At 65.1% G+C, this 17,919-nt stretch carries 13 protein-coding genes; 6 read left to right on the top strand and 7 right to left on the bottom strand.

Features of this window, described 5'->3' with window-relative positions:
* Positions 1–20 precede the first annotated feature (20 nt).
* Positions 21–2,117 carry a D-(-)-3-hydroxybutyrate oligomer hydrolase gene (locus tag BX592_RS26615; RefSeq protein WP_134196272.1) on the bottom strand — a complete coding sequence of 699 codons (2,097 nt, stop codon included), beginning with the start codon at positions 2,115–2,117 and terminating at the stop codon, positions 21–23.
* Between the two features lie 245 nt (positions 2,118–2,362).
* Positions 2,363–2,707 (bottom strand): BON domain-containing protein, encoded by a 345-nt coding sequence (locus tag BX592_RS26610; RefSeq protein WP_134196271.1) that lies wholly within the window; start codon positions 2,705–2,707, stop codon positions 2,363–2,365.
* A 685-nt stretch (positions 2,708–3,392) separates the two neighbouring features.
* Between BX592_RS26610 and BX592_RS26605 the strand changes: the two genes are divergently transcribed.
* From BX592_RS26605 to BX592_RS26595, 3 genes are all read left to right on the top strand, one after another.
* The gene (locus tag BX592_RS26605) at positions 3,393–4,991 is read left to right on the top strand and encodes a TAXI family TRAP transporter solute-binding subunit (protein WP_134196270.1); all 1,599 of its coding nucleotides are present in this window, start codon (positions 3,393–3,395) and stop codon (positions 4,989–4,991) included.
* Positions 4,992–5,260: 269 nt separating this feature from the next.
* On the top strand, positions 5,261–5,905 hold the full coding sequence (locus tag BX592_RS26600; protein ID WP_134196269.1) for a 2-hydroxychromene-2-carboxylate isomerase: 645 nt from the start codon (positions 5,261–5,263) through the stop codon (positions 5,903–5,905).
* 162 nt (positions 5,906–6,067) lie between these two features.
* Positions 6,068–7,087, top strand: coding sequence for a LysR substrate-binding domain-containing protein (locus BX592_RS26595; protein ID WP_134196268.1), 1,020 nt, complete (start codon positions 6,068–6,070; stop codon positions 7,085–7,087).
* A gap of 25 nt (positions 7,088–7,112) precedes the next feature.
* Here the strand turns inward: BX592_RS26595 and xdhC are convergent, their stop codons facing one another.
* From xdhC to xdhA, 3 genes are all read right to left on the bottom strand, one after another.
* Entirely contained in the window at positions 7,113–7,712 is a 600-nt protein-coding gene (gene xdhC / locus BX592_RS26590) for a xanthine dehydrogenase accessory protein XdhC (RefSeq protein ID WP_134196267.1), read from the bottom strand.
* An 11-nt stretch (positions 7,713–7,723) separates the two neighbouring features.
* Positions 7,724–10,114: a xanthine dehydrogenase molybdopterin binding subunit gene (gene xdhB / locus BX592_RS26585; RefSeq protein WP_134196266.1), complete on the bottom strand. Its 2,391-nt coding sequence runs from the start codon at positions 10,112–10,114 to the stop codon at positions 7,724–7,726.
* A gap of 155 nt (positions 10,115–10,269) precedes the next feature.
* Positions 10,270–11,802: a xanthine dehydrogenase small subunit gene (gene xdhA, locus BX592_RS26580; protein WP_134196265.1), complete on the bottom strand. Its 1,533-nt coding sequence runs from the start codon at positions 11,800–11,802 to the stop codon at positions 10,270–10,272.
* A 413-nt stretch (positions 11,803–12,215) separates the two neighbouring features.
* Between xdhA and BX592_RS26575 the strand changes: the two genes are divergently transcribed.
* Positions 12,216–13,436 carry an MFS transporter gene (locus BX592_RS26575; RefSeq protein ID WP_134196263.1) on the top strand — a complete coding sequence of 407 codons (1,221 nt, stop codon included), beginning with the start codon at positions 12,216–12,218 and terminating at the stop codon, positions 13,434–13,436.
* A 66-nt stretch (positions 13,437–13,502) separates the two neighbouring features.
* Here BX592_RS26575 and BX592_RS26570 read toward each other — a convergent pair whose 3' ends face one another.
* Complete coding sequence (locus BX592_RS26570; protein ID WP_134196261.1) at positions 13,503–14,744, bottom strand: pyridoxal-phosphate-dependent aminotransferase family protein; 1,242 nt, start codon at positions 14,742–14,744, stop codon at positions 13,503–13,505.
* A gap of 406 nt (positions 14,745–15,150) precedes the next feature.
* Here BX592_RS26570 and BX592_RS26565 point away from each other — a divergent pair, with 406 nt between their 5' ends.
* Complete coding sequence (locus BX592_RS26565) at positions 15,151–16,158, top strand: 2-hydroxyacid dehydrogenase (RefSeq protein ID WP_134196259.1); 1,008 nt, start codon at positions 15,151–15,153, stop codon at positions 16,156–16,158.
* A gap of 7 nt (positions 16,159–16,165) precedes the next feature.
* Here BX592_RS26565 and BX592_RS26560 read toward each other — a convergent pair whose 3' ends face one another.
* Positions 16,166–16,774, bottom strand: coding sequence for a plasmid fertility inhibition factor family protein (locus BX592_RS26560; RefSeq protein ID WP_243849741.1), 609 nt, complete (start codon positions 16,772–16,774; stop codon positions 16,166–16,168).
* A 225-nt stretch (positions 16,775–16,999) separates the two neighbouring features.
* Between BX592_RS26560 and BX592_RS26555 the strand changes: the two genes are divergently transcribed.
* Positions 17,000–17,809: a crotonase/enoyl-CoA hydratase family protein gene (locus BX592_RS26555; protein ID WP_377681487.1), complete on the top strand. Its 810-nt coding sequence runs from the start codon at positions 17,000–17,002 to the stop codon at positions 17,807–17,809.
* The last annotated feature ends 110 nt before the right edge of the window (positions 17,810–17,919 follow it).

Below are 17,919 nucleotides of genomic sequence, written 5' to 3'. Positions count from 1 at the left end.
GATGCAGCGTGAATAGACCTCTAACGCGGCACGGCGACCGTACCCGCCGCCGCTCTGATCGCGTTCGAGCCGGGGCTTTGCGCAATCGGCGGCAAGTTCGAAACGGACAGCGCGGGCGCGGCGCCGGGCGTGCCGCCGCGCGGTGTGGTGCGAACCACCTGCGACGGCGGCAACGCGGCGCCACTCTTCAGATGGCCCCACATCAGGTTCAGCGCCTGCAGATTGTAGTAATGCAGCGGCACAAAGCGCGTATCGAAGCCCGGCGTGCCGAGAAACGCATCGAAATGCTGCGCGTTCGTCACTTCGTAAAAAGACAACTGGCTCCTCGACCCTTCAGCGAGCGTGTTCATCGCCAGATACGCACGCGACGCATGATTGACCGGCACCAGCGCATCGCTGCGGCCCTGCACGATGATCGCCGGTTTGCCGCGCAGATTGGCGTTGACGCGAATCGCATTGACGCTCGTCTGCATGGTGGAAAAGATATTGGTCCACAATCCGCGCAGACAGAACGCGCCGGTAAAACTCGCGTCGGCGGTCGCAAGACGATGGTCGACGCCGCTTGGCGAAATGTTGAACACGAGATTGATACCGCTGGTCGGCGGCACGCCATTGCCGAGGCCGAACAGGCTCGGCATCGGCGCAATGACCGGCGCAACGCCCGCGTTGCCTTGCGCATCGGTGGTGCCGAAACTGAAACCGCACAGGTTATCGGTAACGCTCGACAGCATGTACGCATTTGCGTACGTGACCGCCACCGCCGGCACCGCCTGCGAATCCCACATCGGCGCGTGCAGCAGGTCGGAGTCCGTTTCGTAACCGGCCGCGTGCAGCCGGTTCAACGCATCCGCCGACTGCGCGGCGACGTTGACGCCCGCGACAAGCCCGTTGCCGGCCAGCGACGCGCAGCGCGCGGCGCGAATCGCCTGGGTGGTCGCCAGCGGCAGCGTCGACAGGTACGGCGCGGCCGCCACCGACGGCGCCGCCGCCGCGCACGGCTGAAGCAGGTTCGCGAACGTGATGTAGTCGGCCAGTGGCGCGCCGGCGGACGTGATGCGCACGCCACCTTCGATGACCTGCGCATTCGGCGACATATTCAGGTTGATCTGCGGCTCGCCGACCACCACCGCCGTGATCAAGCCCTGCGTATCCTGCTCCGCGGCCGCGAGCGACGCACCGCCGCCATTGCTGACCGACGCGGCAATCGTCGTGATGCTGCCCGGTTGATACCGCACTGCGTGGCGCGTGCTGTCCACAAGCGGCGCGAACTGCTGGTTGAGCGCCCAGTACGCGAACTGGATCGCTTCGAGCGTGTCCTTGCCCCAGTCCTGTTCCGGGTTCTGCTGCGAATGCGCGTGTTTGAACGCGTAGCGGTTCGGGAAGCTCCGATTGAAGCTTGCGAGCGCCGTCGATGGCACGTTTGCGGTGAAAAGACTTCTCGTGCCAACGAGATTCGCGACGCCAAGCCGGCCGTCGATCAGCGTGACGATATTGGTCGATAGTTCATGCGCGCCATTGCCGGTGCCTTTGTCCGTGTACGCAACCGCGCAGCCGCGCTTCAAAGCCCATTCGCCCGCCGCCGAAATCGCGCCGTAGACACCGCGCGAACCCGACGACGTCGCCGTCACGATGCAAGGATTCGCCGGATCGAAACTCGCGGGCACTTGCACGAGCAGCGTCACGTTCTGACGGCCGCTGCCGTTGTCCGCATACGCGACGTACTCAATGCCGGCGATCTTCCCTTCGCCTAGCGTGTCGTTGCCGTTCAGGTCGATATTCGGCCCCCAGAATCGGCCGTAACCGCCATTCGCGGTGATATCGACCAGCGCGCGGTAGTTCGACCAGATCGCAAGGCGCCGCAGTTCGGCGGAGGTCGGCGCAGCCGGGTTCGCGAAACCCGGCGCATTGGCGGCAAGACCTGTCTTGCCGAGACCGGCGGTTAGCAGGTCGTCGCTATTGCCGTCGTACGTCGTGGTGGTCACGCTGCCCGGTACGACGAACACCGGCATCGCGTTGATCGACTGGCCGTTGTTGCCGTCACTGCCGCTGCCGCAGCCGGAGACGAGCACCGTAGCGCACGCGAGCACCGCAAAACGCAAGGACTGGATTGCCGGCATGGTTGCCTCCCCCTTCGCGCGGTCTTGCTTCGACCGCCGACGTTTGGCACCGCGCATCATCCAAAGTGCCATGCACGACGCACCACCGCACACATTAAGCGCCACGCATCAAGCAGAACGGGCTTCAGGTGACGCACCTGAAGCCCGTTCATCATATCGGCCTGATCAGACCTTGCGTGGCCTTGCCGCGGTCCACACACGGTCCTGTGCAACCCGCGAAGCGCGCGTTGCACGCCGCGCAACGCTTACTGCTGTTGCACGTTCAGCTTGTTCGACACCGACGACACGCCGGCCACGCCCTTCGCCGTATCGCCGGCGAGGTCGATCTGGCCCTGGTCGGGCACCGTGCCGGACAGCGTCACCGCGCCGCTCTTCGCGCGCACGTTGATGCTCGACACGTCGAGGCCCTTCGCCTTCGCGAGCGCCGCGCGCACCTTGTGACCCAGCTGGCGGTTCGCCTTCTTCTCGGCCTTCGCGCCGGCCGCTGCCGTCTGGCCGCCTGCAGCGGCGTCGCTTGCTTGCGCGTACACGTTGCACGCGATCATCACTGCAACCACACCACCCAACGCTTTCAAAACTGCCGATTTCATGTTTTCTCCTTTTTCACTTCGGTTTAGACCCGGTCGGGCCAGACCGCATTGCGGCTTCGTTACGACATCGTTCAAGCCAGCCGACGCGTGCGCGCGACGCGCGCAAGCGCTCGCGGACCATGCACGAGCAACGCGCGAGCAGGCGCGCCCGCGCGGCGTCGGCCGATTGACGGGTTGACGCGGCAGGCGAGAGACGAGAGGCGGGAAACGGAGCGCCCGCAATTTATCGGGTTATTGCCTGACGCGTGACATGAGCGACGGCGGCGGACAGCTCCGGTGCCACGCGGCGGCACACGACGTCCGATTCTTGTGACCGGATCGCGCGCGCCGGCAATGATGCGCGGCAGCGCCGCCAATTTAATCTAGCGCGACAAAAATCGCAAAGCTTTTAACGCCGGACGCGCGGAACGTCCGCACAAATGTTGTGTCGACGACAAAAATCTGCCTGTGTGCCGTGCACTTCGCACTCACGAATTGTTACGGGTTTGTGCGCCGCACACGCGCTTTCGTGCGCCGTTGTGAGGGCAATCTCATGTACCATCGGCGCGAGCATCGCTGCACGGGGTTGCCTCCGCAACCTCGTCGGCGTCACCCTGGCGGCATCAGCATGCACCGCGCAGCGTGCATGCCGCCACCGTACGCAGACCGCATCCGACAGTATGCGACCCAGCCGCCACGACATCGAATGACAGATCCCAACGGCCCGCTTAACGGCAAAACTAGCGGCAAAACGAGCGACACCACCAGCGAAACGACCGCGGCGGGCAGCGAAGCCAGGCGCCCTCACCTCGTCGCGCGCTTCGTCGCGATCTCGTGGCGTGACCTGGCGGTCACATTCGGCCCGATCCTGCTGATCAGCGCGATTGCGATCTGGGCCGCGGTGCGTCTGATCCAGCCCGCCCCGCCCAACACGCTGATCATCAGCGCCGGCCCGCGCGGCAGTACGTTCTGGAATGCGGCGCAGCGCTATAAGGAAATCCTCGCGCGCAACCGCGTGACGGTGGACGTGCTCGAGTCGGAAGGCTCGGCCGACAACTTCCGCCGCTTGCAGAATCCGAAATTCGATGTCGATGTCGCGTTCGTGCAGGACGGCATCGCGCAAGGCAACACCGAAGGCCTGATGTCGCTGGGCAGCGTCGCGTATGTGCCGGTCGCGATTTTCTATCACGGCGATACGGTCCAATGGCTGTCGCAATTCAAGGGACAGCGCATGGCGATCGGCGCCGAAGGCAGCGGCACGCGCGAACTCGCGCTGCAACTGCTCGCGGCCAACGGCATCACGCCCGGCGGCCCGACCAAACTGCTGCCGTTATCCGGCGACGACGCGGCGAAAGCGCTGGTCGACGGCAAGATCGACGCAGCGTTCCTGACCGGCGATTCCGCGCAGCCGCCGGTGATGGTGAGGCTGTTCCGCACGCCGAATATCCAGTTCTACGATTTCACGCAAGCCCATGCGTATGAAGGCCGCTTCCCGTTCCTGACGCGCATCGAACTGCCGATGGGCGCGCTCGATCTCGGCAAGAACATCCCGTCGCAGACCTTGCAAATGGTCGCGCCGACCGCGGAACTGGTTGCGCGCACGTCGTTGCATCCGGCGCTGTCCGATCTGCTGATCGAAGCCGCGCGCGAAGTGCATGGCAGAGCGAACATCCTGCAGCGCGCCGGCGACTTCCCATCGCCGCTCGCGCATGATTTTCCGATCAGCGCGGACGCGGCGCGGTACTACAAGTCGGGCAAGAGCTTCCTGTACCGCACGCTGCCGTTCTGGATCGCGAGCCTCGCGGACCGGCTGCTGGTCGTGCTGGTGCCGATTATCGTCGTGCTGATTCCGGGCTTGCGGATCGTGCCGTCGTTGTACGCGTGGCGGGTCCGCTCGCGCATCTACCGCTGGTACGGCGCGCTGATCTCGATCGAGCGCGGCGCGCTGTCCGAAACGTCGCAGGCCGAACGGGACGCGCTCGTCGAGCGGCTCGACGCGATCGAGGAAGCGGTCAACGGGCTCAAGATGCCACTCGCGTACGCGGACCAGTTTTATGTGCTGCGCGAGCACATCGGCTTCGTGCGCGAGCGGCTGATGCATCCACGCGACACGCATGCGGACGGGCTGCGCGCGGCGCCGCCGTCCGGTGACGGTGGGCCGGCGCCGTCGCCGGCCGGGTCGTCAGAGGCTGCCGGATCCGCGGGTGCCGCCGGCGCCACGCATCCGGCAGCCGACGCCGCGCGCAGCCCGGCGCACAGCGACGCGCCGGCCGCCGGACAGAGTGGCCCGACGCATACCGTCTGACGCATAGTCGCGCGGCAAGCCGGGCGCGACAGGCACGCGCCCAGCGCTCGCGCGCACGACGCAAAACCCGCGCGTTGATTCGCCCCGCGCCTCCGCGCACAGTTGCCCGCATTACCCGCATTTGCCCGCTTTTGGTCGTTCCCACCCCGATGGTGCTGCGGACCGGTCCGGCTTTGCGTAAGATCGAGGGCAATCCGGCACGGTGCCCCACCACGCGTCAGCAACGTCAGCAACGGCGCCGTGCCACATTGAAAATCCCGGGAGACATCATGACCGATGGCATCGACGCCACGCAGCCTCTGTGGTTTTACGACTTTGTCTCGCCGTTTTCGTACCTGCTGCTCGAGCAGCACGACAAATGGCCGGGCATGCCGTTCGTGATGACGCCCGTCACGCTGAACGAGCTGTACGGTCATTGGCGCCAGCGCCTTGCGTACGACGTTCCGGCCAAGCGCGTCTTTATGTATCGCTACGCGCTTTTTCGCGCGGAACAACTCGGCATTCCGTTCAGGATGCCGCCGGTCCATCCGTTCGATTCGACCCGGCCGATGCGCCTTGCAGCAGCCATTCGCGCGGACGTGAACACGGTGCGGGAAATCTTCCGCTTTATCTGGCGCGAGGGCCGCGATCCGTCGACGCCCGACGGCTTCACGCTGCTGTGCGAGCGGCTTGGCGTCGCGGACGGGCTCGAACTGGTCGAACGCGAAGAGGCAAAAGCGCAATTGCAGCGCAATACCACCGACGCGATCGCGCTGGGCGTATTCGGCGTACCGACGTTCTGGCTGAACAAACAGCTGTTCTGGGGCGAAGACGCGCTGCCGATGGCGCTCTATTGCGCACGCACGCCAAACTGGCTCGAATCGAAAGAAGTGAAGCGGATCTCGTCGCTGCCGTCGGCATTCCCGACCCTCTGACGGCCGGCGGCGCGTAATGCCCGCCATCCCGCGCGCGCTATGCCGCACGCGCGCGGGATGGCCTAAGGTTATGCAAGCGGACCATGCGGCGGCACGCCGCGCTGCCGGGCGCGACGCCGCCCGGTTTCGACCGCCGCACCGAACCTGACCGACGACACCATCGTGGACGACAACGCCGCTACCCTCGATATCTGGCTCGTGCGCGTGCTGCGCACGCTGCTTGTCGAGCGTAGCGTCACGCAGACCGCGCTGCGCCTGAACCAGACGCAGCCGGCAATCAGCACCGCGCTTCGCAAGCTGCGCGAAACGCTGAACGACCCGATCCTCGTGCGCGGCAAATCGGGCATGGTGCCGACCGAATACGGCGAGTCGCTGCTTGCGGCCGCGCAGCAGGTGTTGCGCGACGTCGATTTCGTCGCTACGCCGCACGGCGATTTCGATCCCGAACGCTCGCGCCGCACATTTCGTATCGCGGCGCCCGACTATCTGAACGACTTCTTCATGCCGACCGTGATCGCGCAGTTTCGCGATGCGGCACCGCACGCGCGGCTCGAGATCGAATCGCTAGGCCCGCAGCTCGACCACGCGGCCGCACTCGACAGCGGCGAGCTGGATCTCGTGATCGGCAACTGGCCGAAGCCGGACGAACGTTTCGAACGCAGCGACCTGTTCTCCGACACCGTCGTCTGCATGATGCGCGCGGACCATCCGCTCGCGCGGGCACCGCTTGCGCGCGACGCGTATCTGGCGGCGCCGCATCTTGCGCCGACACCGTACAGCGGCGGCCGCGGCGGCGCGATCGACGCGGGCTTTGCGCGCGCGAACGCGCAGCGCCGGGTGGTGGCCACGCTGCCGTATTTCGGGCTCGTGCCACAGGTGCTGCTGCAGTCGGATCTGATCTTCACGACGACCCGCCGCTTCGCAATGCACTATGCGAGCCTGCTGCCGCTCGCGGTCGTCGACGCGCCGATTCCATTTCCGCGAATCCGCTGCTATCAGATGTGGCATCCGCAGGTCGACCGGCCAAGCGATATCGGCTGGTTGCGCGGGTTGATGGCGCAGGTATCGGCGGATCTGATCGCGCACAAGGCGCGACCTGCGCGCAAGGACAGCGGCGCCGAATGCACAGCGGCATCGAGCGCGGGTTTGAAAGCGGGCTTGGATACGCCGCTGCCGCGCTGACGCGGCGGCGCGAACTTAAGCGCAACTACGCCGTGAACCGCTCGACGCACTGCGATTCACTCTGCACCGGATGCTGCGCGACGCACGGCGCACACCGCATTTGCAGCAGTTCCGCGCACACCGCCAGCGCGATCGCATGTGGCGCCTTGTCGGCGATACCGTCCACGCCGATCGGACAGGTCATCTCCGGCATCCGCGCGGGATCGACGCCGCGCTCGATCAGCCGGCGCTCGAACTTCACCCGCTTCGTTTTCGAGCCGATCATCCCGAAGTATTTGAAGTCGCGCCGCCGCATGATGCGGGCCGCCAGCGCGAAGTCGAGCGCGTGGTTGTGCGTCATCACGAGAAAGCACGCGCCGGGTGGCGCGCAATCGACAATCGCATCGGGCGTGTCGGTCGCTTCGACCTGCACATTCGCCGGCACGTCGTCCGGAAACAGCTCGTCGCGCTCGTCGACCCATTGCACGACGCAGGGCAGCCGGCCAAGCAGCGTCACCAGCGCGCGGCCGACATGGCCCGCGCCGAACAGCACGATAGGCAGCGGCGGCGGCAGGCTCTCGCGATAGCCACTGCGCCGGCCAATCTGCAGCGGCGGCACCTGGTTCAGCAGCGGATAGTTCGTCATCGCCGGACTCCTTACGCGACGTAAGCGCAAGCACTGCGCATCGCGCGCACCGCACCCACCGCGTTGAGGATCGCTTCGCCAGTCGCCGGTGCGTTCAGCGGCGGATTCACATGGTAGTCCGCGACGCTCGCCACCGCGTCGCGAATCGCGAAGAACACCGAAAACGGCAGTAGCAGCGGCGGCTCGCCGACCGCCTTCGAGCGGTGAATGCTGTCCTCCGCATTGCGGTTCTTAAACAGATTCACGCGGAAATCCGGTGGCATGTCGTTGACAGTCGGGATCTTGTAGGTGGACGGCGCATGCGTCATCAGCCTGCCGCCGTCGTTCCACCACAGCTCTTCGGTCGTGAGCCACCCCATCCCCTGGATAAAGCCGCCTTCGACCTGGCCGATATCGAGCGCCGGATTCAGCGATGCGCCGACGTCATGCAGCGCATCCGCGCGCAACACGCGCATCTCGCCGGTCAGCGTGTCGATCACGACTTCGGAGACGGCCGCGCCGTACGAGTAGTAAAAGAACGGCCGGCCTTGCAGTTTCGCCTGATCCCAATAGAGTTTCGGCGTCGCGTAGAAGCCGTCGGACCACAATTGCACGCGCGCGACATACGCGTTCGCGATCACTTCGTCGAATGGCACCACCGCATCGCCAACCACGACGCGATCGTTCGCGAAGCGCACCGCGGCAGCACTCACCTGGCCAGCGCCATAACGCTCGGCCGCGAACGCGGCGAGCCGCTCACGCAACTGGCGCGCGGCGTCCTGCGCCGCCTTGCCGTTCAGATCCGAGCCGGTCGACGCGGCGGTCGCCGACGTGTTAGCGACCTTGCTCGTATCGGTCGCCGTCACGCGCACGCGGCCAAAGCGGATGCCGAGCTCATGCGCGACCACCTGCGCAACCTTCGTGTTCAGGCCTTGGCCCATTTCCGTGCCGCCGTGATTCACGAGTACCGAGCCGTCCGTGTAGATATGCACGAGCGCGCCCGCCTGATTGAAGTGCGTGACGTTGAACGCGATGCCGAACTTCACCGGGGTCAACGCGATGCCCTTTTTCAGCACGTCATTGCGCGCGTTGAATTCGCGCACCGCGGCGCGGCGCGCACGGTACTGGCTCGTCGCTTCGAGCTCGCCGATCAGTTCATCCAGCACGTTGTCTTCGACGACCTGACCGTACGGCGTCTGGTTGCGCTCCGTCTTGCCGTACAGATTGCGGCGCCGTACATCGAGCGGATCGAGCCCGAGCGAACGCGCGACATTGTCGATGATGTACTCGATCGCAAACGCGCCCTGCGGTCCGCCAAAGCCACGAAACGCGGTGTTCGACTGCGTGTTCGTCTTGCCGCAGAAGCCCGCGATCGATACGTGCGGCAGCCAGTACGCGTTGTCGAAATGGCACACCGCGCGCGTCATCACCGGGCCCGACAGATCCGCCGAAAAACCGCAGCGCGACGTCATATCGACCGATACGCCTTCGATCACCCCGTCGTCGTCGTAGCCAACTTCGTACGCGTAATGAAAATCGTGGCGCTTGCCGGTAATCATCATGTCGTCGTCGCGGTCCGGGCGCAGTTTGACCGGGCATAGCAGCTTCCATGCGGCCAGCGCCGCACAGCATGCGAACAGGCCCGACTGCGATTCCTTGCCGCCGAAGCCGCCGCCCATCCGCCGGCATTCGACCAGCACGTTATGCGACGCGACATTCAGCAGATGCGCGACCAGATGCTGCATTTCAGTCGGATGCTGCGTCGAGCACCAGACGTGCATGCCGTCGTCGTCCTTCGGCACCGCGTACGCGATTTGCCCTTCAAGATAGAACTGCTCCTGGCCGCCGAGCAGCATCTCGCCGCTTTCGCGATGCGCGGCACGCGTGATCTTCGTGCCGGCGTCGCCGCGCGCGAGTTTCATCGGCGGTATCACGCTCTGGTTTGCGGCGCGCGCCTGCTGCGCGGTCAGCACCGCGGGCAGTTCCTCGTACACGATGTCAGCGCGTCGCGCCGCGCGCCGCGCAATGTCGTGCGACGTTGCAACGACGATAAACACCGGCTGGCCGACGTACTGCACGACGCCGTCGGCCAGCACCGGATCGTCGCCTTTGACGATCGGCGCGCAGTCGTTGTGACCGGGAATGTCGTCGGCGGTGAACACCGCGACGACGCCCGGCGTCGCGCGCACCTTGTCGAACGAGATCGATACGATCTTCGCGTGGGCCTTTTGCGACAGGCCGAGCGCCGCGTGCAGCGTGCCGGCGACCAGCGGGATGTCGTCGGTATAGGTTGCACGGCCCGCCACGTGCAGATGCGCGGATTCGTGCGGACGCGACACATGCACCTGCTTGAAGTCGATGAGGTCGTCGAGTTCGGCAAGTTCCTGTGCGTCATTCAGGAACGGTTCGGCTTGCTGGTTCATGCGGGACGGTCTCCGTATCTGCGTATCTGAACGAGGGCGCGTCAGGCGCGCGTGATCGGTCGTCGGCGTTCGTGCGTGTTGCATGCGTGAAGCGGTTCTGCGATGTGATGCGATGGGTTGCGATGCGATGGGTTGCGATGCGCTGCACGGCCGCGCTATGCGGCAGCCGCGGCGGCTTGCGCACACGCAGCTTCGACCGCACGCACGTCGAGCGCCTGCTTCGGCAGCGGGTCGTGCGACCGCGTTTCAAGCCAGAAGCGGTACAGCGTGTTCTTCGCAGCCTCAAGCCGGTATGCATCGGTTGCGCGCATATCGGAGAGCGGCGCGTAGTCTTTCGCAAGCGCGAGCATCGCCGCCCGCACGGTCGCTTCGTGCCAGTCAGCGTCCTGCAACACGCTTTCCGCGTGGGCCGCGCGCTTTGGAGTCGCGGCCATCCCGCCGAACGCAATGCGCGGCTCGCGGATCGCGTCGCCGTCCGCGATAAACGAGAACGCGGCGCAGACCGCGGAGATATCGGAATCGAAGCGCTTCGAAATCTTGTACGTGCGAAACCGCAGGTTTGCGCGCGTGCCGGTGCGCGTCGGCACCTTCACCGCGACGACGAACTCGTGCTCCGCCATATCCTTCTTTTGATACGCGACGTACAGGTCTTCGAGCGGCAGTTCGCGCTCGAGCTCGCCGCCGCGCAGCACGACGCGAGCGCCCAGCGCGATCAGCCCCGGCATCGAATCGCCGATCGGCGAGCCGTTCGCGACATTGCCGCCGAGCGTGCCTGCATTGCGGATCGGCAGCGATGCGAAGCGCAGCCACATTTCAGTCAGTTCCGGGTAGTGCTTCGCGAGTTCCGCGTACGCGGCTTCGACGCTCACGCCCGCGCCGATGCACAGCCATTCGTCGATTGCTTCGATAGTCTGCAGGTCGGCGACCTGGCCGATATAGACGAGGTCGCCGAGTTCGCGCATCTGCCTGGTGACCCACAAGCCGACGTCGGTACTGCCGGCGAGGATGCGCGTCGCCGGTTGTTGCTGCTTGATCTGCGCGAGCGCATCGACGGTGCGCGGCGCGGCAAAGCGCTGGCCCGAGTGTTCGTACTGGAACGTCGCGTCGCGTTCGAGCGACAGCAGCGTGCGCGACAGCGCCGCGGTATCGACCGGCGCGGCGGGTGCGGGCAACTGGAACATCCGCAGCGCCGCATCGACAATCGGCCGGTAGCCGGTGCAACGGCACAGATTGCCGGTCAATGCATTGCTGAGCTCTTCGCGCGTCGGCACCGTGCGATTCGCGCCGTGGTATTCGTGGCCGTGCTTCTTGTACAGCGCCCACATCGACATCACAAAGCCTGGCGTACAGAACCCGCACTGCGAGCCGTGGCATTCGACCAGCGCCTGCTGCACCGGATGCAGCGCGCCATCCGGCTGGCGCAGGTCCTCGACGGTGAAAAGCGCGCGACCATCGAGCGTCGGCAGAAACTGGATGCACGCGTTGACCGCCTTGAAGCGCACGCCGCCGAGTTCGTCGCGCTCGCCGACCACCACCGTGCACGCACCGCAATCGCCTTCCGCGCAGCCTTCCTTGGTGCCGGTGCAACGCGCATCCTCGCGCAGGTATTGCAGGACGGTGCGCGTGACCGGCGCGTCGCTGATTTCGCGGATTGCGTTGCGGTGATAGAAACGGATCGGCTGGGTCATGGGTTGTACCTCTGCGGTTGTACCTCTGGAATCGTGCTCGAGTTTTGTGTCTCTGGCGGTTGTTCTCGCCCCGCGCGAGCAGCGCGGTTAAATCCGGCGGGGGATGGTTCGAAAGCTATCACCGCCAGTCCCGGCAACCCATAGCGCGATTTACATGCAGCTCATATCGCCGGAACGATATTGAGATAGCGAAACATGGGTGCGCGCCTATGTCGTGACGTCTGTTTTGGTCCGTTTGCGCTGAAAGTATGCCTTTTGTGTCATTCACGCCGGATGATGCCAACCCCGCATGCGTCCGCGGGACGCGATCCGGCACTCGTTTTTGTCCCCGGTATTTTTAAGCAGCCGCTGCAAGCGGACCCCGTTCATGGGAGAATCACGCACTTCTGCCGTTTTCAAGTCTCGTTTTCCCCATGTCCGCCGACTCCGCGTCACCAGGCTCACCGCGAAATGAATTTGCGACCACGGTGCGAATCATCCCGGTCGTCTTTTTCACGTTCGTTTGTTATCTGAATATCGGTATTCCGCTCGCCGTGCTGCCGGGCTACGTGCACGGCGACCTCGGCTTCAGCGCGGTGGTCGCCGGTCTTGCGATTAGCGTGCAGTACCTCGCGACGCTGGCTTCGCGCGCGCTCGCCGGCCGCTCGGCCGATACGCTCGGGCCCAGGAAAACCGTGTCGAACGGATTGATTGCATCAGGCATAAGCGGCGTCGGGCTGTTGCTCGCCGCGTTGACCGGGCACTGGCCCGCGTTGAGTCTCACGTTGCTGGTGGCGAGCCGCCTCGTGCTCGGCGTCGGCGAAAGCCTGTGCGGCACCGGTGCGATCCTGTGGGGCATCGGCCGGGTCGGCACCACCAACAATGCGCGCGTCATTTCATGGAACGGCATCGCCACCTACGGCGCGCTCGCGATCGGCGCCCCGCTCGGCGTCGTGATCGCGCGCCACATCGGTTTCGCCGCGCTCGGCGTCGCGGTGATCGTGCTCGCCGCGGGCGGCTATGCGCTCGCGCGACTCGTCGCCGCGGTACCGCTGGTGCATGGTGAACGGATGTCGTATCGCAGCGTGTTCGCGCGCGTGCTGCCGCACGGTCTCGGGCTTGCGCTCGGCTCGGTGGGCTTCGGCTCGATCGCCACCTTTATCACGCTGTTCTATGCGGCGCGGCACTGGCCGAACGCGGCGCTGTCGCTGACGCTGTTCGGCACGATGTTTATCGGCGCGCGACTGCTGTTCGCGAACACGATCGCGACGTACGGCGGATTTCGCGTGGCGATCGTGTCGTTTTCGCTCGAATGTGCCGGCCTGCTGATGCTGTGGCTCGCGCCGGTGCCGCATGTCGCGCTGGCCGGCGCCGCGCTGACCGGCTTCGGTTTCGCGCTGGTGTTTCCGGCGCTCGGCGTCGAGGCCGTCGGGCTCGTGCCGCCGGCAAGTCGCGGCGCGGCATTGTCCGCGTACTCGGTGTTCCTCGATTTGTCGCTTGGCGTGACCGGGCCGCTCGCAGGGTATATCGCCGGTCAGTTTGGCTATGGGTCGGTGTATCTGTTCGCGGCCGTCGCGGCCGCCGCGGCGATTGCGCTTACAACCGTTCTTTACCAGCGCCACGCGCGTGTGACAGGGCCTTCGGCGGCGGTTTGATCCGGCAGTCGGGCGGCGCGCACCGCCGCCCTGTTCCGCTAAGGTAGCGCGCTCGCAAGACGCAAATCAATTCACGCGCGCATCGGCCTTCGAGCCGTTCGACAGCGATTTTTCCAGCGCGGCGACACCCGCCGGCAAATCGACGGCCACGCCGAGGTCGACCATCGTCCGGCCAAACGCATGCACGGTGCGGAACAGGTTATGTGCGCGGCACTGCTCGCCCATCTGTCCGATCCGAACGATCGGCAAGCCGAACGAGCCGGAGATCTCGACCTGATGATGGCGCGAGATGTGTCCACAAATATCGCCGGGGCTTAACGACTCCGGTACCTCGATACCGATCACCGAGTTGAGCCGGCATTCCTGAGGCGCATAGAGTTGCAGGCCCATCGCGGTAATGGACTCCTGCAGCGCATGCGAGCATTTCAGATGCCGTGCGAAACGCTTCTCGAGCGTCTCCGCGCATACGAGCCGCAGCGCCTCGTGCAAGGCGAGCACGCCCGACACCGGCGCGGTGTAGTGATAGCCGGCGTTGTGCCAGAAGTTCTCGGCCAGCGACGCATCGAGGCACCAATGCGCATTCGCATGCTGGCGCGACTTCACGCGCTCCCACGCAGCATCGGAGAATGCGATCAGCGACACGCCCGGAATGGACGACAAGCCTTTCTGCCCGCCGGTGATCACCGCATCGATGCCCCACGCATCCATATCGAGCGGCATCGTGCTCAGCGTGCAAACCGCATCGACGATCACCAGCGCGCCAGCCGCTTTCGCGAGCGCGGCAATCTGCTGCAGATGGTGATTCCACACCGTGTTCGACGTCTCGCCCTGCACGATCGTGACGACTTCGGGACGCTCGCGGCGGATCGCCTCGGCGACTTCTTCGAGGCTCGCGACGGTGCGGTCCGGCACTTCGAGCAGCGACACTTGCGCGCCGATGCGGCGGCCCATCTCGGCCATCCGCTCGCTAAAGAAACCGTTCTTGATGCTGAGCATCCGCGTGCCGGGCCACGCGAGGTTCGAAATTGCCATCTCCATCGCGGCGGAGCCCGGACCCGCGACGCCGAGCACCCACTTCGAGTTGGTCTGGAACACGTAGCGCGCCATCGTCTTCACCTGCCCGACCACCTTCGCCATCGTGCCGCCGAGGTGATTGATCACGATCGCATTCGCCTTTGCAACCGCCGCGGGAATCGGCACGGGGCCGGCGCCCATCATCAGCAGCGGTTCTTCGGGAAGGATCGCGTCAAGCGATTCGACTTCGGGACACGGGACAGTGGACGGGGCGGTAGACGTGGCAGTTGGCATGATCGATTAACAGAACAGAAGACTGAGGAGCAACAAGAACGGGGACAACGATCGGCGTGCGAAACGACAAAGGACCGGGAACAACGGACCGCGGACACCGGACCGCGAACTGTCAGATCGGCAGTAACGCAAAGACAGTCGGCGGCGGCGAACCAGCGGCGGTAAAAACAAACCCGCCGGCGTGCTGCCGGCGGGCCGCTATTGCCCGCTTTTACCGCATCGGTCCGATCATTCTCCGATCCGCCCGAATGTGCAAGTTTTTTGACAGTGCAGCCAAGGTACATGCGTCGCGCGATGGCGGCGCATGGTGCGATACTGGCTGACCTGCACGTCGTTGCGCATGCGTGATGATTCGCCAGTAAAGGCCCACCGCGCGGAACGGCGCGCGTTCTTTGGGGGAGCCGAGATGCGCATGATCCTGTTCAGCAGCCGCCAATACGACCGCGATACGTTTACCGAAGCCAACGCGTCGTTTCATTACGAACTGCACTTCCAGGAGTCCTACCTCGACAGCGAGACCGCGATTCTTGCGCACGGCTATGAGATCGTCTGTCCATTCGTCAACGACACTGTCGACGCGGCCGTGCTCGAACAACTGCACGCCGGCGGCACACAACTGATCGCGCTGCGTTCGGCGGGCTTCAATCATGTCGATCTCGCGGCCGCCGCGCGCGTCGGGCTACCGGTGCTGCATGTCCCGGCGTACTCGCCGTATGCGGTCGCCGAGCACGCGGTCGGCCTGATCCTCGCGCTGAACCGCCGTCTGCCGCGCGCGGTCGCACGCACGCGCGAGGGCGACTTTTCGCTGACCGGTCTGCTCGGTTTCGATCTGCATGGCAAGACCGTCGGCGTGATCGGCACCGGCGTGATCGGCCGCACGTTCGGCCGCATCATGGCGGGCTTCGGAATGCAGGTGGTCGCGTTCGATCCGGGCCCGCCGGCCGCCGATCTACTCGCGATCGGTGCCCAATACCTGCCGCTCGATACGCTGCTCGCAAGCGCGGACATCGTGAGCCTGCATTGCCCGCTGCTGCCGTCCACCTACCATATGATCGATGCGGTGGCGCTCGCGAAGATGAAGCGTGGCGCGATGCTGATCAACACCGGACGCGGCGGCCTGGTCGAAAGCAATGCGCTGGTCGGCGCGCTAAAGAGCGGGCAACTCGGTCACCTCGGGCTCGACGTGTATGAAGAGGAAGGCGGTCTCTTTTTCGAAGACCACTCCGATACGCCGCTACAGGACGATGTGCTCGCGCGGCTCCTGATGTTTCCGAATGTGATCGTGACCGCGCACCAGGCGTTCTTTACGCGTGAGGCAATGAACGAGATCGCGCAGACGACGCTCGGCAATGTGAAAGCGTGGAGTGACGGCGTGCCGCGCAACGTGATCGAGCATCGGCCGGCGCGCGGCTGATGCCCGCTTACAAGCCGCTGCGCGCGTCGTCGTGACACGCGCGCACGGGGTTGCGTCCGGGCGGCGTGTCATCGTCTGCGTGCTCGTCGTCGTCCGCATGATCGGCGCCTGGCGGGACCGTCCTGCTCGGACGCAGCGCGGTGCGTGCGTCATCGGGCGCACCGCAATATTGCCGCAGCAGCGCGGCCTCGCGTTCATGCACTTCGACTGGAAACCATCGCGCGCCCGCCGACGCGAGATAACGCGCGCGATGCTGGCCATTGCGAAACGCGACCACACCTTCATGCTCGAGACGAAGCCAGCCGATCAGGCCGGGCGCGCGGCGCGACGACACCGTGACATACGGCATTTCCGGAATACGCGTGTTGTCAGGATCGAGAAACTCGCGAATGCCGCGCATCTTGCCCGGATGCCATTCGTGCACCGGACGCAACACGTAGTCGGTATCGTCGCGGTCCGCGCACAACAGCAGCTTGCGCGCATCGACGAGCACGACTTCATGACGGGTACCGTCGCAGGAGAAAATCCGCTTCAGGCGAACATGGTCGTACGATTCGTGATCGTTCAGTTGAACGACCCAGACAGATTCACATGCGGGCAGTGCTGAGTTCGACATCGACGGCTTCAGATGAAAACAGACGGCGGGGAACGCGCCAGATTTTGGGTCGCTTCAACATGCTGGCAAACGCTTGAACAGCGCCTAAAACCGGCTCGTAAAGCAGGTTACGCTACGAGTCGATTGTGAAAACCGCGTGTCAGCAACGCAAGCGGTTCAGTATGCATCTGTGGTTTTTCGAGCACAGTCGCACACGCTATGCGTGTCATGTGCCAGGAGACGATGATGACGATCGAAACATTCGGCGAGCATGTTCGGATCGAAGCGATCGATGCAGTCGCAACGATTATTCTCGATCGTCCCGAGCGCCGCAATGCCGTCGACCGGCCGACTGCGCATGCATTGTCCGAAGCGTTCGCGCATGTCGAAAGCAACGCCGCGTGGCGCGCGGCGGTACTGTTTGGTGCGGGCGGAACGTTCTGCGCGGGCGCGGACCTCACTGCGATCAACGACGACGCTCGTCGCAACGAACTGCATCCGGACGGCAGCGGACCCGGCCCGATGGGCCCGACGCGTACGCCGTTCGCAAAGCCGGTCATCGCGGCGATAGCCGGTTACGCGGTCGCGGGCGGACTCGAGCTCGCGGCGCTGTGCGACCTGCGAATCGTCGAACGCTCGGCGGTGCTCGGCGTGTTTTGCCGGCGCGTCGGTATTCCGCTGATCGACGGCGGCACGATCCGTCTGCCTCGGTTGATCGGCTTGTCGCGCGCCCTCGATCTGATTCTGACCGGGCGCGCGGTCAGCGCCGAAGAAGCACTGGCGTTTGGGCTCGCGAACCGCGTGGTCGATGACGGCGCCGCGCGCGCCGCGGCTGAGCGGCTCGCCGCGGAACTGGCCGCGCTGCCGCAGGCCGCGCTGCTCGCCGATCGTCGATCGGCGTACGAAAACAGCATGCTCGACGACCTCTCCGAAGCGTTACGCCGCGAAGGCGCCGGCGGCTACCCGGCAGTATTCGGCGAAGGCGCCGCGCTCGCCGCGCGTTTTGCCGGCGGCGCCGGGCGGCATGGTCGCGCGATGGATGCATCGGACGATTGACGTCTCGGTACGCTCAACAAAAAACAACACTCGTGGCATTACCTGACGCGCGGATTTCGGCTTAGGTACAATCCCTTACTGATTTTCCCTGCCTGCGCCGACCCGCTTCG

The organism is Paraburkholderia rhizosphaerae, from assembly GCF_004366595.1.
GTDB lineage: Bacteria > Pseudomonadota > Gammaproteobacteria > Burkholderiales > Burkholderiaceae > Paraburkholderia > Paraburkholderia rhizosphaerae.
Note: the sequence above shows the minus strand (reverse complement) of the source record. Positions and strands in the feature narration are given on the sequence as shown.